The organism is Bacillus sp. 103mf (genome assembly GCF_900116295.1).
Classification (GTDB): domain Bacteria; phylum Bacillota; class Bacilli; order Bacillales; family Bacillaceae_G; genus Bacillus_A; species Bacillus_A bruguierae.
The window spans coordinates 327,882-350,101 of the sequence record NZ_FPAF01000001.1; the positions used below are offsets into that span (position 1 = coordinate 327,882).

Annotated in this window: 19 protein-coding genes and 4 pseudogenes; 3 read left to right on the plus strand and 20 right to left on the minus strand. The window is 32.8% G+C overall.

What is annotated here, in order from left to right; genetic code table 11:
* Positions 1-95 precede the first annotated feature (95 nt).
* Both tdcB and ald read right to left on the minus strand, forming a co-directional pair.
* On the minus strand, positions 96-1,094 hold the full coding sequence (gene tdcB, locus BM350_RS01620) for a bifunctional threonine ammonia-lyase/L-serine ammonia-lyase TdcB (protein WP_090912901.1): 999 nt from the start codon (positions 1,092-1,094) through the stop codon (positions 96-98).
* Position 1,095: 1 nt separating this feature from the next.
* Complete coding sequence (ald, locus tag BM350_RS01625) at positions 1,096-2,205, minus strand: alanine dehydrogenase (protein ID WP_090912900.1); 1,110 nt, start codon at positions 2,203-2,205, stop codon at positions 1,096-1,098.
* Positions 2,206-2,732: 527 nt separating this feature from the next.
* On the opposite strand from ald, the gene BM350_RS01630 reads away from it, so the two are divergent.
* The gene (locus tag BM350_RS01630; protein ID WP_090912898.1) at positions 2,733-4,076 is read left to right on the plus strand and encodes an APC family permease; all 1,344 of its coding nucleotides are present in this window, start codon (positions 2,733-2,735) and stop codon (positions 4,074-4,076) included.
* 105 nt (positions 4,077-4,181) lie between these two features.
* On the opposite strand, the gene BM350_RS01635 is transcribed toward BM350_RS01630, so the two are convergent.
* The 7 genes and pseudogenes from BM350_RS01635 to BM350_RS27380 all read right to left on the minus strand — a co-directional run.
* Positions 4,182-5,492, minus strand: a complete 1,311-nt coding sequence (locus BM350_RS01635; RefSeq protein ID WP_090912896.1) for an MFS transporter — start codon at positions 5,490-5,492, stop codon at positions 4,182-4,184.
* 114 nt (positions 5,493-5,606) lie between these two features.
* Entirely contained in the window at positions 5,607-6,254 is a 648-nt protein-coding gene (locus BM350_RS01640; protein WP_090912894.1) for a TetR/AcrR family transcriptional regulator, read from the minus strand.
* A 161-nt stretch (positions 6,255-6,415) separates the two neighbouring features.
* Positions 6,416-7,084 (minus strand): O-methyltransferase, encoded by a 669-nt coding sequence (locus tag BM350_RS01645; protein WP_090912892.1) that lies wholly within the window; start codon positions 7,082-7,084, stop codon positions 6,416-6,418.
* 315 nt (positions 7,085-7,399) lie between these two features.
* Entirely contained in the window at positions 7,400-8,113 is a 714-nt protein-coding gene (locus tag BM350_RS27375) for an ABC-2 family transporter permease (RefSeq protein WP_090912890.1), read from the minus strand.
* A gap of 15 nt (positions 8,114-8,128) precedes the next feature.
* Entirely contained in the window at positions 8,129-8,854 is a 726-nt protein-coding gene (locus tag BM350_RS01655) for an ABC transporter permease (protein WP_090912888.1), read from the minus strand.
* Positions 8,855-8,856: 2 nt separating this feature from the next.
* A complete protein-coding gene (locus tag BM350_RS01660; protein ID WP_090912886.1) occupies positions 8,857-9,762 on the minus strand; it encodes an ABC transporter ATP-binding protein in 906 nt (301 codons plus the stop codon).
* A gap of 66 nt (positions 9,763-9,828) precedes the next feature.
* A pseudogene (locus tag BM350_RS27380) lies at positions 9,829-9,997 on the minus strand (IS3 family transposase); the annotation flags it as partial.
* A 657-nt stretch (positions 9,998-10,654) separates the two neighbouring features.
* Between BM350_RS27380 and BM350_RS01670 the strand changes: the two are divergent.
* Positions 10,655-11,599, plus strand: coding sequence for a nucleoside hydrolase (locus tag BM350_RS01670; protein ID WP_090912882.1), 945 nt, complete (start codon positions 10,655-10,657; stop codon positions 11,597-11,599).
* A gap of 305 nt (positions 11,600-11,904) precedes the next feature.
* Here the strand turns inward: BM350_RS01670 and BM350_RS01675 are convergent, their stop codons facing one another.
* The 11 genes and pseudogenes from BM350_RS01675 to BM350_RS01715 form a co-directional block, all read right to left on the minus strand.
* Positions 11,905-13,704, minus strand: coding sequence for a sensor histidine kinase (locus tag BM350_RS01675; RefSeq protein WP_090912880.1), 1,800 nt, complete (start codon positions 13,702-13,704; stop codon positions 11,905-11,907).
* Entirely contained in the window at positions 13,701-14,390 is a 690-nt protein-coding gene (locus tag BM350_RS01680; RefSeq protein WP_090912878.1) for a response regulator transcription factor, read from the minus strand. The genes BM350_RS01675 and BM350_RS01680 overlap by 4 nt, the downstream gene beginning before the upstream one ends.
* A 97-nt stretch (positions 14,391-14,487) precedes the next feature.
* Positions 14,488-15,147, minus strand: coding sequence for a YkyA family protein (locus BM350_RS01685; RefSeq protein ID WP_090912876.1), 660 nt, complete (start codon positions 15,145-15,147; stop codon positions 14,488-14,490).
* A gap of 16 nt (positions 15,148-15,163) precedes the next feature.
* The gene (locus BM350_RS01690) at positions 15,164-15,961 is read right to left on the minus strand and encodes a peptidoglycan-N-acetylglucosamine deacetylase (protein ID WP_090912874.1); all 798 of its coding nucleotides are present in this window, start codon (positions 15,959-15,961) and stop codon (positions 15,164-15,166) included.
* A gap of 288 nt (positions 15,962-16,249) precedes the next feature.
* Positions 16,250-16,798, minus strand: a complete 549-nt coding sequence (locus tag BM350_RS01695; RefSeq protein WP_090912873.1) for an N-acetylmuramoyl-L-alanine amidase family protein — start codon at positions 16,796-16,798, stop codon at positions 16,250-16,252.
* Positions 16,765-16,905 (minus strand): hypothetical protein, encoded by a 141-nt coding sequence (locus tag BM350_RS26720; protein WP_170857636.1) that lies wholly within the window; start codon positions 16,903-16,905, stop codon positions 16,765-16,767. The genes BM350_RS01695 and BM350_RS26720 overlap by 34 nt, the downstream gene beginning before the upstream one ends.
* Positions 16,906-17,437: 532 nt before the next feature.
* Positions 17,438-18,331, minus strand: coding sequence for an alpha/beta fold hydrolase (locus BM350_RS01700; protein WP_090912870.1), 894 nt, complete (start codon positions 18,329-18,331; stop codon positions 17,438-17,440).
* A 130-nt stretch (positions 18,332-18,461) separates the two neighbouring features.
* Positions 18,462-18,587 (minus strand): annotated as a pseudogene (locus BM350_RS27385) (RidA family protein); the annotation flags it as partial.
* Positions 18,588-18,756: 169 nt separating this feature from the next.
* Positions 18,757-19,707, minus strand: a complete 951-nt coding sequence (locus BM350_RS01705; protein ID WP_090912869.1) for a nucleoside hydrolase — start codon at positions 19,705-19,707, stop codon at positions 18,757-18,759.
* A gap of 364 nt (positions 19,708-20,071) precedes the next feature.
* Positions 20,072-20,367, minus strand: a pseudogene (locus BM350_RS27980) (SdrD B-like domain-containing protein); the annotation flags it as partial.
* Between the two features lie 9 nt (positions 20,368-20,376).
* Positions 20,377-21,606, minus strand: a pseudogene (locus BM350_RS01715) (cellulase family glycosylhydrolase); the annotation flags it as partial.
* 222 nt (positions 21,607-21,828) lie between these two features.
* On the opposite strand from BM350_RS01715, the gene BM350_RS01720 reads away from it, so the two are divergent.
* The gene (locus tag BM350_RS01720) at positions 21,829-22,191 is read left to right on the plus strand and encodes a tyrosine-type recombinase/integrase (protein WP_348272194.1); all 363 of its coding nucleotides are present in this window, start codon (positions 21,829-21,831) and stop codon (positions 22,189-22,191) included.
* Positions 22,192-22,220: the final 29 nt, after the last annotated feature.

Genomic DNA, 22,220 nt, shown 5'->3' on the forward strand with positions numbered 1-22,220 from the left:
TTACTAAGAAAAGCTAAGAGGATTTCTCTTAGCTCTTCTCGTGTTCTATAAACATATTTCTTAGTCTCATTTTTTATTTAACAAATTTTAGATTATTACTTTACTTCATTCGCAAAGAAATGCTCACATACGCTAGAAATACGAGTCAAATCAACGTTTCCACCAGAAATAATCGCTACTACTTTTTTCCCTTTTATATAGGAATCAACTTTACCAGCAAGAAGAGCAGCTGTCGCTAATGCTCCTGCACCTTCTACAACAGCTTTTCCGCGTTGTAATAAATCTTTCATAGCTACTTCTAACTCATCTTCTGATACAGTTACAATATCATCTACTAATTCTTCTACGATTTCAAAAGTTAAAGTCCCTGGAATTTTTACTGCGCAACCATCAGCAATAGTTGGTGCTTCATAATGCTCTACAATTTCACCTTTATCATACGAAGCTTTCATTCCATGAACATTATCAGCTTGAACACCAATTATATTAATAGAAGGATTAAAAGTTTTAAGTGCTACCGCGATTCCAGCAATAATTCCGCCGCCGCCAATTGGTACAATTACAGTATCAACGTCCCACATATCATCAAGAATGTCGAGACCAATTGTTCCCTGACCTGCCATAACTTGTACATCATCATATGGATGTAAATATGTTTCTCCAGTTTCTTTTATAATTTCTTCACATTTTGCTTTTGCATCATCAAACGTATCACCGTATAAAATGACTTCTGAACCGTATCCTCTCGTTGCTTCAACTTTCGCCTTTGGAGCAGAAGTTGGCATCACAATTTTACTTTTAATTCCAAGTAAATGTGAAGATAACGCAACACCTTGTGCATGGTTACCAGCAGAACAAGCAATAACTCCACGAGCTTTTTCTTCATCTGTTAAAGTGGAAATTTTATTGAATGCCCCGCGAAATTTAAATGATCCTGTTAATTGCATATTTTCTAATTTTAAATATATTTCCCCGCCTGTTTTACTTGTTAAATAAAAGGATTTAACAAGCGGTGTTTTACGAGCGTTTCTATCAAGAACTTGTTTGGCATTTTTAATATCAACAATATTTAGCGGCAAAGTTTTAGTAATCATATTATAACACTTCTTTCAATTGTTTATAATCTAACCCTAACGTTGTTCCTAGATTTTCATAAGTGATGGTTCCTTTATAAATATTGATACCATGTACTAATGAAGGTTTGTTTTGAATCGTCTCTTCTAAACCATCGTTCGCAATTGCTAATAAATAATCGATATTTCCATTCGCTAATGCCATAGTAGAAGTACGTGGAGTTGCCCCTGGCATATTTGGTACAGCATAATGAATGACACCGTGCTTAATAAATACAGGATCATTATGTGTTGTATAGTGATCAATCGTTTCAATCGTTCCACCCTGATCGATTGAAATATCAACAACAACACTGCCCGGCTTCATGGACTGAATCATGTACTCTTTCACAATTTTTGGTGGTCTAGCACCCGGAATTAAAATTGTTGAAATAAATAAATCTGCAGTTTTAATAGCTTTCTCTAAGTTTTCAGTAGTAGATTCGATAACTTCAACTTGATCATTTGCGTATTTTTCTTTTAAATAAGCAATTTGTGTTTGATTTAACTCTAAAATCGTTACGTGGCAACCGATTCCAACGGCCATATCACAAGCATTAATTGCCGCGTTACCTCCGCCTAAAATTACAACATTACCAGCTGGAATACCTTCTATTCCTGATAATAAAATACCTTCTCCTTCATGTTGTTTTTCTAAATAATAAGCTCCCATAAACACTGCACGACGCCCAGCAATTGCACTCATCGGTTTTAATAATGTTAAAACTCCATTTTCACTAATTGTTTCTCCAGCAATAGCTGTTGTTCCCGCTTTTCTCATCGCTTCCACACACTCTTTTGAAGCTGCTAAATGTAAAAATCCCCAAACGATTAAGTCTTTCTTAAAATATTTATATTCTTCCACTAAAGGTTCTTTTACTTTTACTACCATATCAACATCCCAGGCTTGCTCTTGATTAACTAAAGTAGCACCTGCATTTGTATATTCTTCATTTGTATAACCTGATCCCAGACCAGCATCTTTTTCTATTAATACTTCATGTCCAGCTTCAATTAATTTCTGGGCATTTTCTGGTGTCATCCCTACACGAGCTTCACCTTTTTTAATTTCTTTTACTACGCCAATTTTCATGCTGCCACATCCTTTTACTTTTAAAATGTAATATATACCATTACATTATTTTTATACGATCCAAATACATTTGTGGAAGATATGAAACGTTCTTATATTTCCTCATTTGTTTGAATCGCCTGTTCACACCTACAAGATAGCACTCCGGAAAATAATGAGTCAACATTTTGTGAAACAGTTCACAAAATGTTTATTTTTATTTTAAAATAAATTTTTTCTTACAAAGAAGCATTGAAACCACTTTTTAAGTATGCTAGACTTTGTCACGAGTAACATCTCTTATGAATTCAAATAAACCGCAATTTTATTTTTTTATTTACATTTGTGAATATCTTCACATTGAATAATATGGAAATACCTTTATAAGATGTATATATTTCTATAAACTTGTGAATGATATCACAAATAAAATTAAATCTTACAATGATAGAGCACTATTAAAAAATTGAGAGGGTATACTATTAAAATTGAGACAAAAATGAATTCATTAGAGATTGTATGTATTTTGCGAAACAGGAGTGATTATAATGTCACAAGAACAACTAAAAAAAGAGATTGGCTTCTTCGCAGCATTAACCACTGTTATTGGTACTGTTATTGGAGCAGGTGTATTTTTTAAACCTACTGCATTATACGGCGTAACTGGGTCAGCAAGTTTAGGATTACTCGCATGGGTAATTGGAGGAATCTTAACTGTTTGCTCAGGTTTAACTGCAGCTGAGCTTTCAGCAGCTATTCCTGAAACAGGTGGAATGATGGCATATCTAAAACGCACTTATGGAAACTTAACTGCTTTCCTACTAGGCTGGGCACAAACTGTTATTTACTTCCCTGCCAATATTGCAGCACTTGCAATTATTTTCGGAACACAAGCAGTTAGTTTATTTGGATTAAATGCGAATGAACATAAATTGATGATTATTGGAGTTGCTGTTATTACCGCAGCTTTCGTAACCTTTATGAACTCCTTAGGAGCGAAAGCAGCCGGCGGAATTCAAATGGTATCAACTATTTGTAAATTAGTTCCTTTAGCATTGCTTATTATTTTTGGATTATTGCATAAAGGCGACGTAACTCTACAACTGTTTCCAGTTGAAGCAGGACCAGGTAAATCATTTATTTCTGCACTTGGATCTGGCTTACTTGCAACAATGTTTGCTTATGATGGATGGATTCATGTAGGAAATATCGCTGGGGAAATGAAAAACCCTAAAAAAGACTTACCTAAAGCAATTGTAATCGGATTATCTACTGTTATGGTTGTTTACTTACTCATTAATATTGCTTTCCTTATGGTAATGTCTGCAACAGCACTTGCAGGAACTGATACACCTGCATCTCAAGTAGCGACAATTTTATTTGGAGCAATGGGAGGAAAATTAGTTACAATCGGTATTTTAATTTCCGTATTTGGAACAATCAATGGATATATCATGACAGGAATGCGTATCCCTTATGCAATGGCATTAGAAAATAAACTACCGTTTAGTAAATGGTTTGCAACATTATCTAAAAATGGCCACGTTCCTTATAATTCTGGAATCTTTATGTTATGCGTTTCGATTATCATGATGGTTATCGGTGGATTCAACACATTAACAGATATGTTAGTGTTTGTTATATGGATATTCTATACAATGACTTTCGTAGCAGTATTCATTTTACGTAAAAGAGAACCAGATCTTGTGCGTCCTTACAAAGTACCGCTATACCCTATTATCCCTATAATTTCCATTTTAGGTGGATCATTTATCGTTATTAATACTCTTTTCACACAAACGTTGCTAGCATTATGTGGTATCGGCTTAACCGCTTTAGGTCTTCCTATTTACTTTGCAATGCGAAGCAAGCATGTAGAACCTAATAAATAATCATTTATAGACGTGTATAAAATCCTTATGCTAAATAGATAATGGATTTTATACACGTTTATTTTTTCATAACTCTATAGATATCCGAAACCTAAAGATTGCCATTCAAATACCACTTTGTATATCCTTCGTTCCTTTAGGAGATGTTATTTCCCCCTCATTTCTTAATACCATTTTCACTACAACTGTCATTACAATCATCGCAATACTTACAAACAGTATAGGAATATAAACCTTTATACTAAAAGCTTCAAATATGACACCATATATGACCTGACCTACAGGTGCCATGCATTGTGAAACCGCCGTAATAATCGCCATGACTTTCCCTAAATTTTCATTGGGTGTTTTCTTTTGCACAGCGGTAATGACAAAAATAGAGACAATAATCATCACCATCGCAATAAAGATTGCACACAAGATAAAGAGTATAAATGATGGATAGTATCCGAAGTTAAGTACAAGTGGTGTAATCGATAAAGCCATTGGTACAATCAATAAGGCCATTATGAGAAACCAAAGATACAGTTTTTTCATTTGCATCTTTTTTGCAAAAAAACCGATGGATAATGCCCCTAAAATTGTAGCAAAATCTATGAGCCCCATTCCAATACCATACATTGTGTCACTACTTTTCATGACTACTCGTAAAATGATGGGGCCGCCAACAACAAACAACGGTGTGAGAATTAAGTTGAGGAAAGCTGCAAGGATTATACATTTCAAAATAAAAGGCTGTTTAACTACATAGATGCACCCTATTTTTAAATCTTTTACGATTGTCGATATAATATGTCCATCGTGTTCCCTTTTAACAAACGGGATATGAATAAACATTGCTAATACTGCGGCTAAGAAAAAAGCGATACAACTCATTACAACAAGCATTTCTAAACCTACAATACCATACAATACTCCGCCTAAAACAGGAGCTGCTACGCTTGATAGTGCTTGAACGCCATTCACGATACCATTCGCCTGCTCCAGCTTATTTTCCGCAACTAACAAAGGAACACTTGCCATGACAGCTGGCGAATACATGGCGCTAATCATCGCTAGTAAAATCATAACAACACTGATCAGTATCACAGAAGTATTACTAGCTGCTAACAACAAAAGAAAACAAAATACAATGGCACTGCTTGCAAAATCAAAAATCACCATTAAGTTGCGGCGATTAAATCTGTCAGCAATAGCCCCGCCAAGAGGTGATAACAAAAGTGGTACATTTGATACGGCATACAAAGTCGCATATATATCTGCCCGACCTGTTATGTCCAACACATAGAGAGATAAAGCAAAACGTAAGAAAGAAGAACCTAATACTGATATAATCTGTCCCATTACCATTAAATTAAAAGCTTTAGGAAAAGGCTTTATATTGCTATTATTTCGCATAATATATACACCTTTCATTAAGGGATTAGACCGACTACCGGTCTATAATTTTGTATAAAATACTAAAGCTAAATGTAGAGACAAGTATATTAATATTTATGAAGAAACTTGCCCTACATTTTCTCGTGTATCTTATTGGCCATTTTCAGACTGTCCCATTAAAATATCTAAAATGTAATCAAAACTGCCTTTTTTAGCACCAAGAGTCATCTCCATCATATTAATAAACGCCTTTGCTCTTTGCATCGCTTCATGAGGCTGCCATTGAAACAACCCTTCATCGAATATTACTTGTGCAGAAGCAAGTAAAAATTCCATGGTTTCTTGTGGATAATCTGTCACAAAAACATTTTCATTGATTCCTTGCTTAATCACCTCCGTCAAAACAGGTGTTAAATGTACAATAGACTGAACTAAACTTCTCTGATGCATTTCAGCATTACTTGGTTGATGAAATTGCTCAATCATTTTTTCTTTGTTTCCTCCAGCTTTTGGTGCTTGCGTCATTAAAATATGAAATAATTTATCAAGTACAGGGATGTTAGGATCTGAAGCGATCTTTTTTGCTGCCGCTACATCCGCATCTATCATTCGCATAATAATAGCATCCATTACTTCCTCTTTTGATTTGAAATAATGATAAAATGTTCCTTTTGCAATACCGATTTCCTGCAGAATATCGTTTACGGTCGTTTTCCTATATCCTTTAGAAACAAACAATTTTTCTGCGGTATCTAAAATTTCATTTCTGCGTTCTTCATATTCTTTTACGATTCTCATCCATTAACTCCTTTCAATTAGACCGACTGCCGGTCTAATGTAATTATATGTATAGTATATAAAAAAGTGTATTTTTTGTATATAACTGACTAAAAACATAAAAACCCTTATAACCGTAAACAAAAAAGAAGCAATTTATTATGCTCCTTTTTCAACAATTATTACAAAACTACTCCTATCGCAAATCCATCATATCCTTTACTTCCCACAGTCTGTATTGCCGTTGAAGATAGTTGTGATTCAGATGCAAGAGTATCAAAAAAGCAACGAATTCCTTGAACATTAGAATCAGTACTAGAAGCGTTCACTACCTCTCCTTTGCGAACCACATTGTCCCCTATAATTACTGTACCTTTTCGAGATAATTTGAGTGCCCACTTTACATATTCCGAGTTGTTTTGTTTATCTGCATCAATAAAAATGAAATCAAATGGGCCGACTCCCTCATCATTTAATTTCGGCAATGTTTCGAGAGCAGGTCCAATTCGTACTTCTACTAAATCGGATAACCCCGCACTGGCTATATTTGATTTTGCAACGTCAGCGTGATATACCTCTGATTCAAGCGTAATTAAACGCCCGTCTGCTGGTAAAGCTCGTGCCAGCCAAATCGTACTATATCCTCCTAATGTTCCAATTTCTAATATTCTTTTCGCTCCTTTTATTAGCGCTAGTAAGTGAAGGAATTTTGCTTGATTCGGAGCAACGTCGATTGCAGGTAATCCTGCCTTAGAATTTGCTTCCAATACATTCTCAAGGGTTTCATCTGCAGGTAATAACTGCTTTGTAATATATGCATCCACCTCAATCCATTTCTGTAAATCCTCCATTATAATTCGCTCCTTTGTTATATGTATTCCTAACTAATTCCAATTCTATTATTTAGGTTTCTTCTTAAAATCGTTCTCCCCTATTCTTTATTTAGTATACTTCGTTCAAAATTGAAAAAAAGGTTATAATTTAACGACGAATTTCCCCTTTTTAATATATTTCTCCAATCTAATTTTTCTCCTATCATATAAGAAATCCCCTATAGAATAGACTTTTTTAGTGTCTACTCTATAGGGTACATTTTAATACTCAAGAGGGCTTTTTTAACCCATTATGTAATACAACACCTTTAAAGAGTATATTTCCATGTAAATTTAATTCCATCTCATTGATTTTTTACTATATAAAATAGACAACGTAAATATACAAATTATTAACGATAAGAAGTATACAGTTACAATAATATACAAATATTCAATTTCGATACTATCAAAATAAAGACTTCTAACCGGATATGACCAAGGGAATAGTATCCAATACTTTGTCGAGGAGATCAAAAAGCTTCCAAGTCCACCTATAAACCCGACTATTAGTGAAAGTAATGGTATTTTATAGAATATTATATTTATTAGAAAATGAAGATTAACTATAATTAAAGAGCTAATTACCATAAAAAGTATAGATAAACTTACACTTTGATAAACGGTGCCGAGATTATCTACTGTTAATGCTATTGGTAAGCTAGTTATGATTAAAGCACATATTAAATAGCAAAAAATAGTTATTAAACAAAACAAAAACTTATTAATTAATATAGTTTTTAAAGTAATCCCATGATAAATAGCGGACATATACCCTTTTCTTCTAAATTCGTTTACAAAAGAAAATGATACTAATAGACCTATAGAAATAGGTAAAAATAGTCTACAAAAAAGGCTCATAATCGCTATATACATTGCAATGCCATCTTTTAATTGGGCAAGTAATGTTAGAAAGACTTGAAAACTAATTGGTATCAAAAGAAATACGAGTAGCAGGATATACAATCCATTGTTAAGACTTTTTTTATATTCACCTATAATACCCATTTTTTTCACCCTTTATTATTCATATGTATAATACTTAAAACTCACAGATAATAACATTATCCCTAGAATATATACTGAAGAGATTGCGAGATACAATAAAATAGTTGTTTCTTTAAAAACTAAGTCATTTACTATATTAAATGCATAAAATATTGGAAATATCTTTGTGAACATTACAGGGAACAATCCATATGTTACGATAAAGAAAATCCAAATAACTGACAAAGACGCGGCAAGAATCCCTTTTTTTATAATTAGATGAAAAAGCAATTGCGAATATGGTATTGTTAAGGATAAAAAAGTACAAAGTATCATCATTTTTAAAAAATAGGGCATTGATATTTCATATTGATTCAAACAAGTATAAATACCTATAATTAAAAAATTAAAAATATTAAAGACGAAATAGAACTGCAGAAACAATAAATTTTTAGATATTAATAATTTAAATTTCGAAATAGGCTTAGTATAAATAATGGCCCAAGTTCCATATTTATTTTCCGAAGAAATGATAAAATACCACATACAAGCAGAAAAAATGATTAACGTTAGTGTATTAAAGTTCATTGTAATTGCTATAAGATTTTTGGGTTGAAACATGTCAGGATGATTCTTGTTATACATAAAATAACTTATACACAAAAAACTTGATAATAATGAAAAAAGCAAAGAAAGTAATAATAATTTTCTCCCACCAATTTTCTTCATCTCGCCATTTAGGCTTTTAATGATAAATTGCATGATTATAGAAGCTCCTTTTGTTTAGTTAAAGATAAAAATACTTCTTCTAATGTTTGTTTTTTGGGGCTAACTTCAAAAATATCTATATCATTACTAATTAATATTCTGGTTAAATTAGGAACACCATCTTGATTGATTACTATTTTAAATACCCCTTCTTTTTCTATACTATAAGGTATGCCTTCGTTACTTAATATCCTTTCTGTAGCATCCGTATTATTAATATGAACGATATACTCTCCCGAAGTAATAATACTATCTAATTTCCCTTCATAGATTACACTCCCCCTATTTAATAATGCTATGTGATCTGCTATCATTTCAATTTCAGCTAAATTATGGCTAGAAATAAAAATAGTCTTCCCCTCATTTTTTACTAAATGAAGCAATAAATTTCTTATTTCATGTACTCCCTCTGGGTCTAATCCATTTGTTGGCTCATCAAGAATCAATATTTTAGGGTTATTGAGAATAGCAAACGAAATACCTAGCCTCTGTTTCATTCCCAAAGAAAAATTTTTAACTTTTTTATCTTTTGCTTTATATATCCCTGTAGTCTTTAATACTCTGTCTATATCATCCAAAGGTTTATTAATCATTTTTTGTACATATGCTAAGTTTTCATATGCTGTTAAATTAGGATAATAGGTAGGTGAATCAATAAAACAACCGACATTTTCAAATAATTCTTCTTTCCACTCTTTTATATCTTTATCATTAAATAATACCGTTCCGTTATCTGATGGAATTAATCCTAATAACATTCGCATAGTTGTCGTTTTTCCTGCACCATTTGGTCCAATAAAAGCATATAAACTTCCTTCAGGAACAGATAGGTTTAAATCACTTACAATCGGTTGATCTGCAAAAGACTTTGTCAAATTTTTAGTTTGAATTGCTAATTTCATTTTGTTTCTCTCTCTTTCCTAATCTTTTATTTTCTCGCGAATATAGCCATAGCTTTTTTTATTTCATTCCTTTCTTTTTCATTCGTTTTAGATCTTCTAGCATCATTTCATCTTTATCCACTGATGTGATAAGAGAATATGTTTTAATCTATTTATAAACTGTTACTCCTGACATGCCATAATCGCTGCTTAATTCTTTTACAAATTGTCCTGAATAATATAATTCAACCACTATTTTTTAAAATTCTTCATTACATTTTTTCCCTTCTTACAACCCATTGTAAGGAATTAACTAAGTTGTGTCCATATGACTATACTAACTCTAGTTATTTCATTTCATACAAAAGGAATTTGTTCTCTTTTCCCGAAAGTGTATGCTAACTAAATTAATTTATCCCGCTATTCGTGGGCAGTAAGACCTTCACCTCAAGATTCGGAGAGAGTATTGTCCAGTTCCAGTGGCTAGAATCTTCGGTGGCTTCGCTTCTTCCTACGAGGTAAAATACACCTCTACGTCAGAAGCTCCATCCCCCTCACATTCTGGACGAGCCACTTCCACTTTTCTTCATTGTCCAGCTCTAGCGGCTAGAATCTCCGGTCGTTTCGCCCCCTCCGCCGAGGCAAAAAGCGCCTCTTTGTCAGGGACGTGGGCGTCCTGCGCTTCTGAGCAAGCCGCTTCCGCTTTTCTAAAGAAGATAGGTGGGGGATAACTGCCCGTAAAAGCCCGATTGGGCGGGCTTTCCATCAGTGGGAGATGAAAAAACTCTCCACTGATGGAAGTTTCATTTTATTTGTACACATGGCTACAAAAAGGTATAGGAACAATCTTATTAATCCCTAATTATCCTCAATAATTTAAAAGGCTAACACTAAAGTTAAGGAGAAAAAGTGTATGGGAAAAAAAGTATTGTTTTTTGGAGATTTTGGAATTGATGATGCGATAGCTCTTACATATGCACATTTAACAGATAAAATTGATGTGATAGGAATTGTTGCGGATTATGGGAATGTACCACAAACAGAAGTGATTAGAAATGTTCGTTTTCTACTTAAAAGTGTCGGAAAAGAATATATAGAAGTTTTTGGCGGGGCGGAACATTCCATGGCTGCAGAAGTGGAAACTTTTTATCCAGAAGTTCACGGCACATTTGGGATAGGACCCATTCAACCAGGACTAGAGCTTAAAATATTTGAGAATTTCTTTGAAGTTCTCAAACTTATTAAACAGTACAAAAACGAACTTATTATTGTGAATACTGGAAGATTAACTTCTCTTGCAACCTTATTTCTCCTTTATGGAGATGTGATGAAAAATGTCCATTCTTATTATATTATGGGGGGAGCTTTTCTATATCCGGGAAATGTTACTCCAATTGCAGAAGCTAATTTTTATGGTGATCCTGTAGCGGCTAATATTGTAATGAGATACGCAAAAAATTTATCAATTTATCCTTTGAATGTTACACAACTGGCTATTGTAACACCAGAAATGGTCAATTATATTCACTCTAAAGGAAAAACTAAGTTTTTAAAGCCTCTTTTAGACTATTACTATTATCAATTTTATCAAAAAAAAGTTCCTGGCATACAAGGTAGTCCAGTTCATGATGCGCTGACTTTGATTGCGCTTAATCGTGATGATATTTTTACGTACTATCAATCGTCTGTAATGGTTAATGTACTTGAGACTTTACGAGGACAAAGCATAGGGGATTTTAGATCCACTTTTGAACCCGAAACATTTGGTAATCGTCCAAAACATAGGATTGCAATACATATGAATTACGAACAGTTTTTTAAGGAGTTTATGACGGTAATGGCTGGTGAACTATTTTAGCGAAAAATCTTATATAGGACTGTGAAATACCATTATATCAAGGTCACGTGTTGGTTTAAAACACAGACACACCGTTCATAAAAAGATGAATCGGAATTTGTTAACGGGGTGCTGCCGCATGCCCATCAAGTTAAGATTTTGAAGTACTCCCTCAACGAAAATATACGCTAAGTAAAACATTCGGGTCACCACCTAGAATTAGTACAACTATTACACATGAAAATAGTGAAGGCTTCCTCGATTTCATCGAGAAAGCCTTCACTTGTTTAAAGAATATAAACTTTCTCAGTGGACTCAAAGAAATTCTACACTTTTTTCCGTAAATAGAAATAAAACAACACACCATCTACCGTATTCGTTACCCCATATTCCACTTTATGAAGTTCTAAAATATTCTTGGAAATAGCAAGTCCAAGCCCCGTTCCACCTTGTGAGCGTTGACGAGCTGTATCAATCCGGTAAAAACGTTCCCAAATTTTATCTATTTGTTCCTCTTCAATATGGGCACCTTTATTTTCGATACAAACTTTTATACAATTTTGCTCGTCTATTGTAGAAATAATAATATCTTCTTTTTCTGGTGTATAGCGGATTGCATTCGTAATAAAGTTAACAATTACTTGTTCAATACGGTTTTGATTGGCAATAACTTCAGCTGAATATACATATTTGTAAACATGAAGTTCTTTTTTCTCTATCTCTGATGAGAGCTGCTCACATATTTCCTCAATCATCTCATCAATATAAAAAGAATCCATCTTCATGTTATATGTACCAGATTCAAATTTAGCTAATTCCAGCATATCTAAAATTAATATATCCATCTTATCCACTTCTTTTTCCATCGCCTGAAAGTAATATTCTTTTTTGTGCTCTGCTACCCCATCTTTTAAAATAGAAATACAACTTTTCATAATACTTAGTGGCGTCTTCAATTCATGTGAGACACCTGAAATAAACTCTTTCCGTGTATTTTCTAATTTTCTTTCTTTTTCGATGTCTTGTTCCAATTGTTCAATATGTGAATGTAGTGTATTAGATAACATATTAATATTTTGTGATAAATCACCAATCTCATCTTTTGAAGTAATTGGAATCTTTTCCGAAAAATCTAAACGTGCAATTTTTTTCGTTGTATCATTTATTCGTAATAAAGGTTTGGCAATCTGTTTTGAATAATAAAAGGAAGCAAGAAAAATAAGAACCAATACAAATGCAATGAGATATACATAGTAATCTTTTACCATTTGTACAGCTTCATCTACCGGCTGCAAGGAAGCCATCGCGAATATATAGGTCAACGAGCCATCTTTTTCTTTTATCGGTTTAATTAATAATTTATATTTTATATCATTTTTTTCATAGTCATTTATTTGTAAGGAGTCTTGTGTCTGTTGATTTTCATTTAACAATAAATCCGTTTGAAATTCTCTTATACTTTCCATAAATAAGTTGTTTTTATATATTGTATTTCCCCCTGCTGTTTTATCAGGGAATTGAAGTTTCACAACACTACCTGTAAAAGAAGTATAAGGGACTTCGCTCTTTTTTTTATTGCCCTTTTTTATTTCCAAATTAATTTCATTCATTTTCTTATTAAGTGTTTTATTTGTCCAATTTAAACTTCCATTTGCCATAGTAATTGAAGACGGAATAAACGTATCATCTTTCTCAATCCCAAAAAGAGAGACTTTTGTACCTGGCTTACGAAATATCTCTTCATGTTCAATCTCATCGATGTTCAAAAGATTATATAAGGGAATTGTAACGGTCGCTTTTCCCAATTCATTTTGTGAAGCACGATCTAACTTCACCTCTAAATAAAAATCATTCAAACCCCTTAAATTCCCATAACGATCTAATGTTGTAATCCACGTATTATTTTCTCGATAAAAGTCTTGTTCAAGTTTTTGAATTGCTTCTGTATTATGATTACTTAAATACGCTTTCTCAAAAGAGGTCATATTTGTTTGAATATTATTCACTTTTCGATTCTCATAATATTTTTTAAAAAATATCGTTTGTCCAATAAAAATTGTTGCTAAAATTAACATGCATAAGGCTGCCGTAAGGATAAATAGTTTTAGTACAATACCTCTTCTCATACATTCCCCTCAAATTTATACCCCATCCGAACAACAGTCGTAATATACTTCGCCTTGTCTCCTAATTTATTTCGCAAATTACGAATATGGCTATTCACGGTCCGATCATCACCAACAAATTCATAGCCCCAAATCTTTGTAATCAATTGTTCCCTTGTCAGAACAATCCCTTGGTTCTTCATAAAATACGTTAATATTTCAAACTCTGTATGTGTCAGATTAATATCAATCCCATCTACAGTAACGATACGCGATGGAAAGTGAACATAAATCCCATTAATAGATAACGTGTCATTATCATTACTTGGAGATTTACTTACAAGCTTTCGGCTTTCAAGCAATCGTTTTGCTCTTGCCAATAAAATAGGTGGACTATATGGCTTTGTTACATAATCATCTGCTCCTAACTCAAATCCAAGTAGCGTATCATCTTCATCAACACGTGCTGTTAGCATAATGATTGGCACTTGAGATGTCTTACGAATCCTTCGGCAAACGGACCAACCATCTAATTCTGGTAACATAATATCAAGAATAACTAAATGAACCTCTTCTTCTTCAAACAAGGATAAGGCTTCTTTCCCATCACTTGCCTCAAATACTTTATATTGTTCATTTAAAAAATAATCCTTCAAAATTTCACGTAAAATATCTTCATCTTCAACAATTAAAATGTTTTTAGACATATCCTACTGCTCCTTTTTTTAATTCAACAACAAATAGACCAACGACCTATTGCATAATATCAAGAATAACGAAATAAACTTCGTTTTTACAATCGTTTTATTTTTTTACTTCTTTCATTTTAATATTTGCCTGTTTATAAAAAGCTACTTTCTCCTGATTATATTCATTAGTGTATTTATTAAATCTATCCTTTTCTGAATGAATTTGTTCATAAGATTGATTGATCGTTTTTATTTTCTCACTAATTGATTTTAGTTTTTCATCTTTCGCTTGTAGCATTGTATACAGTTCTTGTTCTAATTGTAATGATTGTTTGTAACCATCATACAATTTCTTAAAAGAATCGGCACGATTTTTGTACGTCTCTTGAATTTTTTCAGCCTGTTCTTGTAGCTTCTTATCTTCTAATTTCTTTATATATTTATCAACAGAATTCATTTCTTCTTCTGCATTTCTTAAGGAAATTTTCTCCTTCTCTAATATTTTTTCACGATCACGTATATTTGTTACAGCTTGATCTAACTTTTCTTTTACTACTTGATTATTCTCTTTTCCCTCATGTGTAATTTGAGTATATAACTCTTGGCCTTGCTTTTCTAATGCTGCTAATGTTTTCGTATCCTCAAACATTTCCTTTTCTTGTTTTGCAGCATTTTCAAATGCCATATATAATTCTTCTTCTGCTTGTTGTCCTAAACATCCGGACAACAAGAATACTGATAATGCTATTATAAATGCCTGTTTTCTATATCTCATCTGCAATTCCTCCTACTTAGATACGATTATCCTTCCAAAAGTTTAATGGGAAATGAGAAGATTCATCATACACTTCAAATTCATAACCTTTGTTACGAAGATCATCAATAATTCTTTGCAACGCCTGCACTGTCTGTGATTTTTCATGCATTAAAATGACTTCACGATTTTGACTAACTTGAGAAATTGTTTTTTGAACAACAGCATCCGGATTTCCTGGGAACTGCCAATCTAAAGAATCTATTGTCCAGTCCCACTCTTTCATACCAGCAGTTACCATTTGATCTCGTAATGCCTCTGTAAGACCAGGCATACTCCCATACGGACAACGAACAAGCTTTGGATGAACTCCAGTTACTTCTTTCATAATATCCTGCGCTTGTTGCATTTCTTCGACAAATTTGCCTTGTGTATATAACTTTCCATAATTATGTGTCATACTATGAACACCTGGGTAGTGCCCTTCATTTACTAAACGCTTTACACTTTCTTTATGCGCTGGGATGTTTCCACCAATCATAAAAAACGTTCCTTTTATATTATTACGCTTTAAGATATCTAAGATTTCTTTTTGAAACACACTTGGTCCATCATCAAATGTTAAGTATGCTATTTTACGAACCTGACCATTGTATTCATCTGGTGCCGTTTTTTTCATTTCTACTTTTGTTTGTTCACTTGCAAGCTGAACAACATTTTCTTGATTCATTACTCCCTTTGCAGGTGATGTAAAAAATTGAAACATAAAAAAACCTAGTGTGATACAAGCAAATATTGAAATAATGACTGCTATTTTTAGTCCTTTTGGAAACATTCTATTATGTCCTTTCTAGTAATCTTTATTTTAAAAATTTCAATGAAATAATTTTTTTTACTGAAATGAAAACTTTAAATATATACAAATCCATTTTAGTTTTTCGACATATAAGTCACTGCTATGCAGAACACTACACGACCGCTACTTGCTTCCTCCATTTGTTTTAAACTTCGCATGTGGCAGAAAAAGGCCCTGACCGCTTCTATGCACAGCCAGATGCTCTCGTCCTCCCCCAAAAAGAAAGGAGTTTTTACGTCGTTTTTTTACTTATATTTAATTAAACTACTAACTTTTGAAATATTCTATAATACCGCTAACAACTCCAGAAGTTACGTTTGTTTGGAACTCCTGCGAATTCATTCGTTCTTCGTCTTCTTGATTTGTAATATAACCTAGCTCAAGTAAAATTGATGGTTTTTGATTTTCACGTAATACATAATAATCGCCAAATTTTACACCTCTATTTTTTGCTTGTATATGTTTGAATAAATTTTCATGTATGGTTTCCGCTAGTGCTTGTTCTCCTTTGTAATAATAAGTTGTTACTCCTTTTGCATCATTAGTTGTGAAACCATCATAATGAATACTAAGAAAGAGATCTGCCGACTTATTTTCAGCGATAGCAACGCGATCTTTTAATGATACAAACGTGTCATCTTGACGCGTTAATATTACAGTCATTCCCTTTTCCTCAAGTTTTTGTTGAATGTTTTTAGCTGTTTTAAGAGTTATATCCTTTTCTCTTGTTCCTTTTTGTCCAATAGATCCAGGGTCATTTCCTCCGTGTCCTGGATCAATGACTATAACTTTTTTTGAACTTGTCCTTCTTTCCATAACACCTCTTCAGAACTAGTTCCTGTTACTTTTGAACTCAATAGAAAATAAACCGATGCAAAACTTATAAATGTCAATATAGGATATATAATTATTTTTTTGTTCATAAAAAGTTCCTCCTCTTGGCCAACTTATTTTTGACTACTATCATTACAATCTAATAGACTTGGTTAATCATGATTGTTTGAAACCCCTACAAATATAAATGCAAATACTAAATTTCCTTAACCATCTATAAATCTAGCAACGCCTTCTGGATATACTGATATGGTATAGGTTTTATGTAAAGATTAAATGCAGATAACATGCATTTCTTTTAAAAATTGTTATGTACAGAAAGTGAAAAAGCTCTTGATTATATTTTAATAAATAAAAAGAATCCATTTTGAAAAATGGATTCTTAACTAGCAGTTTTACGTTTTGTTTTTATAAAAGCTTAATCATTTTCTATCAGTATTGCTCCACAATCACGCCCGATTGCTGAACAAAAGTAGGTTTAGATTTTTTTATACAACCTTGAAATATTCCTTTCTTACCCGTTTGTACAATCATCTAAATTTATCAACTAACCAAGGCTTTACCAATGCCAGAACCATTATAACCAACTTATTCTTGTAACTCTTAATTATTTAACAAATTTTATTTTGAATCAAAACCTTTCTGTTTACTAATAAAAAGTCTAACTTCTTCAGCAACTATAGTTGGGAATTGCATCCAAACATATGCATGGACGGAATTTTCAATTAATTTAACTTCAAATGTATTTACTAGTTTTGTAAAAGCTTTAAAATTGTTTTTAATCTTTTCATTAGCCCATTCTTCTTTACTAGGTAAAAATAAAATAGGACATTCTACGTTTTCATAATATTCCTCGAATTTAACATCCCAGTATTTTTGAATATATTCATTTCTAACATAGTTTTGATAATGGCTTGTAAAATGTCCATCTTCCGTCTCTTGTATCGTACTTTTTAGAAAAGTAGAAAAATGTTCATTCCAAAGTCCTTGTTTTACAAAAGATGTTTTATGTTCTTCTATGTATTCATAAGGTGTATTAAATAATGGAAGTTTTCTTTCAGATAATTGAATCTGCATTTTTTTCTTTTCTTTCTCAATTTCGTCCTCACTACCGTTAAACAATCCATGTTCTCCAAATTCATTATAAAGTGCGCCTTCGCAAACTAATGATAATACTAATCCTGGATAAGACACAGCAAGACTCAAGCCAACTTCTGCACCTAACGAACTACCTACAACATGACATTCTTTAATATCTAATTCTTGAAGTAAAAGATACATATCATGTGCCATGTCATCAATATGATATCCAGTCTCTGGTTTATCTGATTTTCCGTGCCCACGAAAGTCAGGGGTAATAATTCTAAAATCCTTTTCAAATATAGGTAAAACACCATCCCACATGTTCAATGTTCCTCCACTAAAATGAAGAAATAAAACAGCAGGCTTTTTCTTTATTGAATACTTAACATTAATACCTATGGAATTCTTAAGTTTAATAACCGTCTCTATCACGCAAATTCTCTCCTCAAAGTTTATTGTAATCAATAATGTTCCTAATTTGGGTAAGTTCTTTTTTCAATATATTTTATAGTAAAAAGTTTTAATTTCAAATTTTCATAAATTTTATAATTATTTATTAATTTCAAATATTTTCCTTGCATGCCCAAGCGTCTACCTCTATTTTAAATACAGGAGCTGCTAATGCCACCACATAAATCATAGTAGTACAAGGAAGATGTTCACCTAGAAAATCTCCAATAATTTTTCTACAACTATTTTTAACAGTCTAAGACTTTTTTCTATAGTCTAAAACATTTTTTTAATCAAATCCCCCTAGGGATAGTCACTCTATCTAGAAACCTAGAAAAGTCACTTCAAAAAATCTGAGTTTACTTTTCATTCACGTAATCCGTATTATCTGAAGTTAATAAAGTATGTTACAATCTCTTCTGTAAGAACGTTTCCATAATATCCTTCTTGAATCTTTCATAATCCAACTGAAAAGCTACATTATGCGTTTTATAACCTGGATTAGTCACAAAACGAAAGTCTGCAATGCTTTGACCAAATCCTTCTCCTTGATCAGGAATTACTTTAATGGGTACTCTTGAAAGGCTAACAGCCTCTTGATTCAGCAAATACCACACTGTTACAAAATCATGCATAGGACTTCCGCTTATACCGGGATTAGACTTGGAGTAGAAACTATAATAATAGTCTAACATAGGTTTGATGATGATTCCTGCAAGATCCTGTGTATTCTGATGAAATGCATCGATTTGTTGGACCATTTCGGGTGTAACAATCGCATGTTGAGTTACATTTAACGGGATAATTGTCAAGTTCTTCGCATGCTGCAGAATTAAGTTTGCTGCATAAGGATCGGCGTAAAAGTTAGCTTCAGCTACAGCAGTCACATTACCTGGATAAAAAAAAGCTCCGCCCATGCAAATACATTCCCTTACGTTCCGCATTGTTTCTAAATTTAATACAAAAGTCGTAGCTAACGAAGAAAGTCTTCCCAAATTGATAATTGTAAGATCTTCTAAATTTGAATGTATAACTTGGTAAATATCATTTAAGGGATAAACTGGATAAGAAATTTCAGGGGGAATGATAGGTCCTAATCCGACTTTTCCATGTACCTCGGGGAAATACTGAACCAATATACCTGTCAACGGTACAGAAGCACCAAGGAATACAGGTATCTCTTCTCTTCCTGCAATGTACTTCAAATAGTTAATATTTCTGATAACATTCTCTCTTGATACATTTCCATAATCGGCGACAATCCCTACAAGTTGAATATCTTTACGAAAAAAAGTATACAAAATTGCAAATGCATCATCAATTCCCAAATCTGTAAATAGGAGAACTTTTTTTTGCATATATCTTCCTCCAAAATTTATAGAATCCTATTTTCACTAAGGATGTAGTGAGTAGGATAGGCTTGTACGTATATATTTTATGTATTCCTAAAAAGTGAATTCTATTCATATGTAGTTATCATAAAAACAATTATTGGTATAAAAATGTGACTTACATAGCCAATCATTATCGTAGCAGACAAAAAAGCTCACTTCTTATCTTTTTTCAAATAAGAAGCTAGCTTTGTCGTTTTTGGGGTGACTTGATTTCTTAAGTTGATGGTGATGGGGTATCACCAATTAAACTTTTACGTGCAGTAATACTCCCTTATAATGATGATATAATAGGCTACTCAACTTTATTTTCTTTTTATTGATGGGATCGCTCATTTGAAAGAGTAATAGTGTCTGTTACTCCAGCCTCTCTTACATTGGAGTCAACCGTTATATCTTGTCCACTTTGTTTTGGCATGAAGGCATAACCGGATGGTTTCTCTACTTGTACACGATATGTGTTTGCTGTTAACCCATCAAACAAGTAGTGCCCTTCTTTATCTGTTTTACTTCTTTTGCTACATTACCATCTTTATTTAACAGTTGAACACGAACGCCTTCCATTCCTTTTTCACTTTAATCTTGAATGCCGTTTTGATTATTATCTTCCCATACTCGGTCGCCTAACTTGAGAAGTTTATGAGATTGTAAATCATTTTTTATTACATCCCAAAGTGGATTATCTTGGCATATTGGTTTCCCCTCTTCGTCCCACTTTATTTTTCCTGTTCCTAATTCATAATTCATTCCTGTCCAAGTATCTTCACGGAATGCATAGAATGATTTATGCCATCCTTTCTGATTGAATATAGAAATTAAGTCTTGCATGTATTGAGGTGCCCCAGGAGCAGTACGGTTAATTCCAAATTCCTCAGCAATGATTCGATTAGATGGTACATGATTTTTCTTAGACCAATTTTGAACAGGCTGTAAGAATTTATTTAATCCATCTTTATCCCACATCATAGGTGTTTCTAAATCTCCTACTTTTACAATTCCAGGATATTGATACTCTTTATTTTGATTTTCACGCTGGCTTGTTAATTGATATGGCTCATACATATGAAATGCATACAATGTCTTCTTATCTTTAACTGGTTTAAGATATTTAAAAGCCCAAGGTGTGGCATATAGGCCTGAATCTAAAATAATGGGTGTTTCTTTATCTACTTCACGAATTGAAGTAACAACTTTTTGATAAAATTTATTTAAATCTGCTGGGGTCCCCTTCACTTTTGAATACCATTTCTCATAATCTTCCGTCCAAAAATCATTATATCTATTTTTCTTAGATGTTTCTGGGTGTGGCTCATTTATAATATTGTAACCAACCACAGCCGGATGATCCTTTAATTCAAGAGCAAGGTCCTTCCAAAATTGGCTTGCTTGTTCTTGATATTTTTCTTCTTCCCAGATTCTATCATCATTCTTATTATTGTTAAATTGACGCCAACGATCACCAGGTAATGAAAGCATTGTAAGTACAACCTTAACTCCTTGTGATTGTGCAGCATCTAAATCTGTTTTTAATTTTGCTACATCCTCTTTCACTAATCCTTGATAGTTATCTGCATTACCTATAAGAAAATCTTTTCCTGGTGTATCTGGTTTGTCTCCAGAGAAGAAAGCTTTATCTTTTGCCCATTTATCAGGTGCTAAACGAACATATTCAATATTGGCCTCCTTTGCACTCTTGTAATTCTCAGGTAATGAAGTGCTATTCATAAAATTAGTGCCTGTTCTTTTAGAATTCCAAAAATCCATTTTGGAACCTGCACTTTTGTATGTCTCAGCTTTCACATTCATTTCTTGCATTCCTAAGCTCATCATGCCTATTAATGCGACTATCGGTATGATTTTTTTCATAAATTCCCCTTCCTTTCATGTTAGTTTCCTATTATAGGATAAATCACTTATGTTACAGGAATGTGACAATTTCAAATAAACATATTTTATTGATCTATAGAACTCTTTTAGGAATTTGAAAAAACATATAATACTTTCCTTTACTTACCCATATCTTATATCTTGTGTAACCACCTTGAACTCTAAATACCTTGGTAGTCTTAATTTTATAAACATTTGATTTTGAGTTACACAACATATAAAAGATTGTTAACTACACTATTTGGCGTACCACCACATAGCCATCAAGCTAATATTTTAAAGTGCTCCCAAAACGAAAAAGGTGGTCCACTGAATCCAAACTATGTATACAATCACTTTTCTAAAGCAATAAAAAAAGCCAATGTGAAAAAAATCCGTTTTCATGATTTGCGTCATACACATGCATCACTTATGTTACTTCTTGGAGAACATCCGAAGATTGTATCAGAACGATTAGGACATTCATCTATCGAAATGACAATGAACACCTATTCTCATGTGACTTTCGACATGCAAAAGGAATCATCAGATCGATTTGAAAAAGCTTTTCAGCAAACAAATTGATACAATGTGGTCAATTTTATAAAAAATAG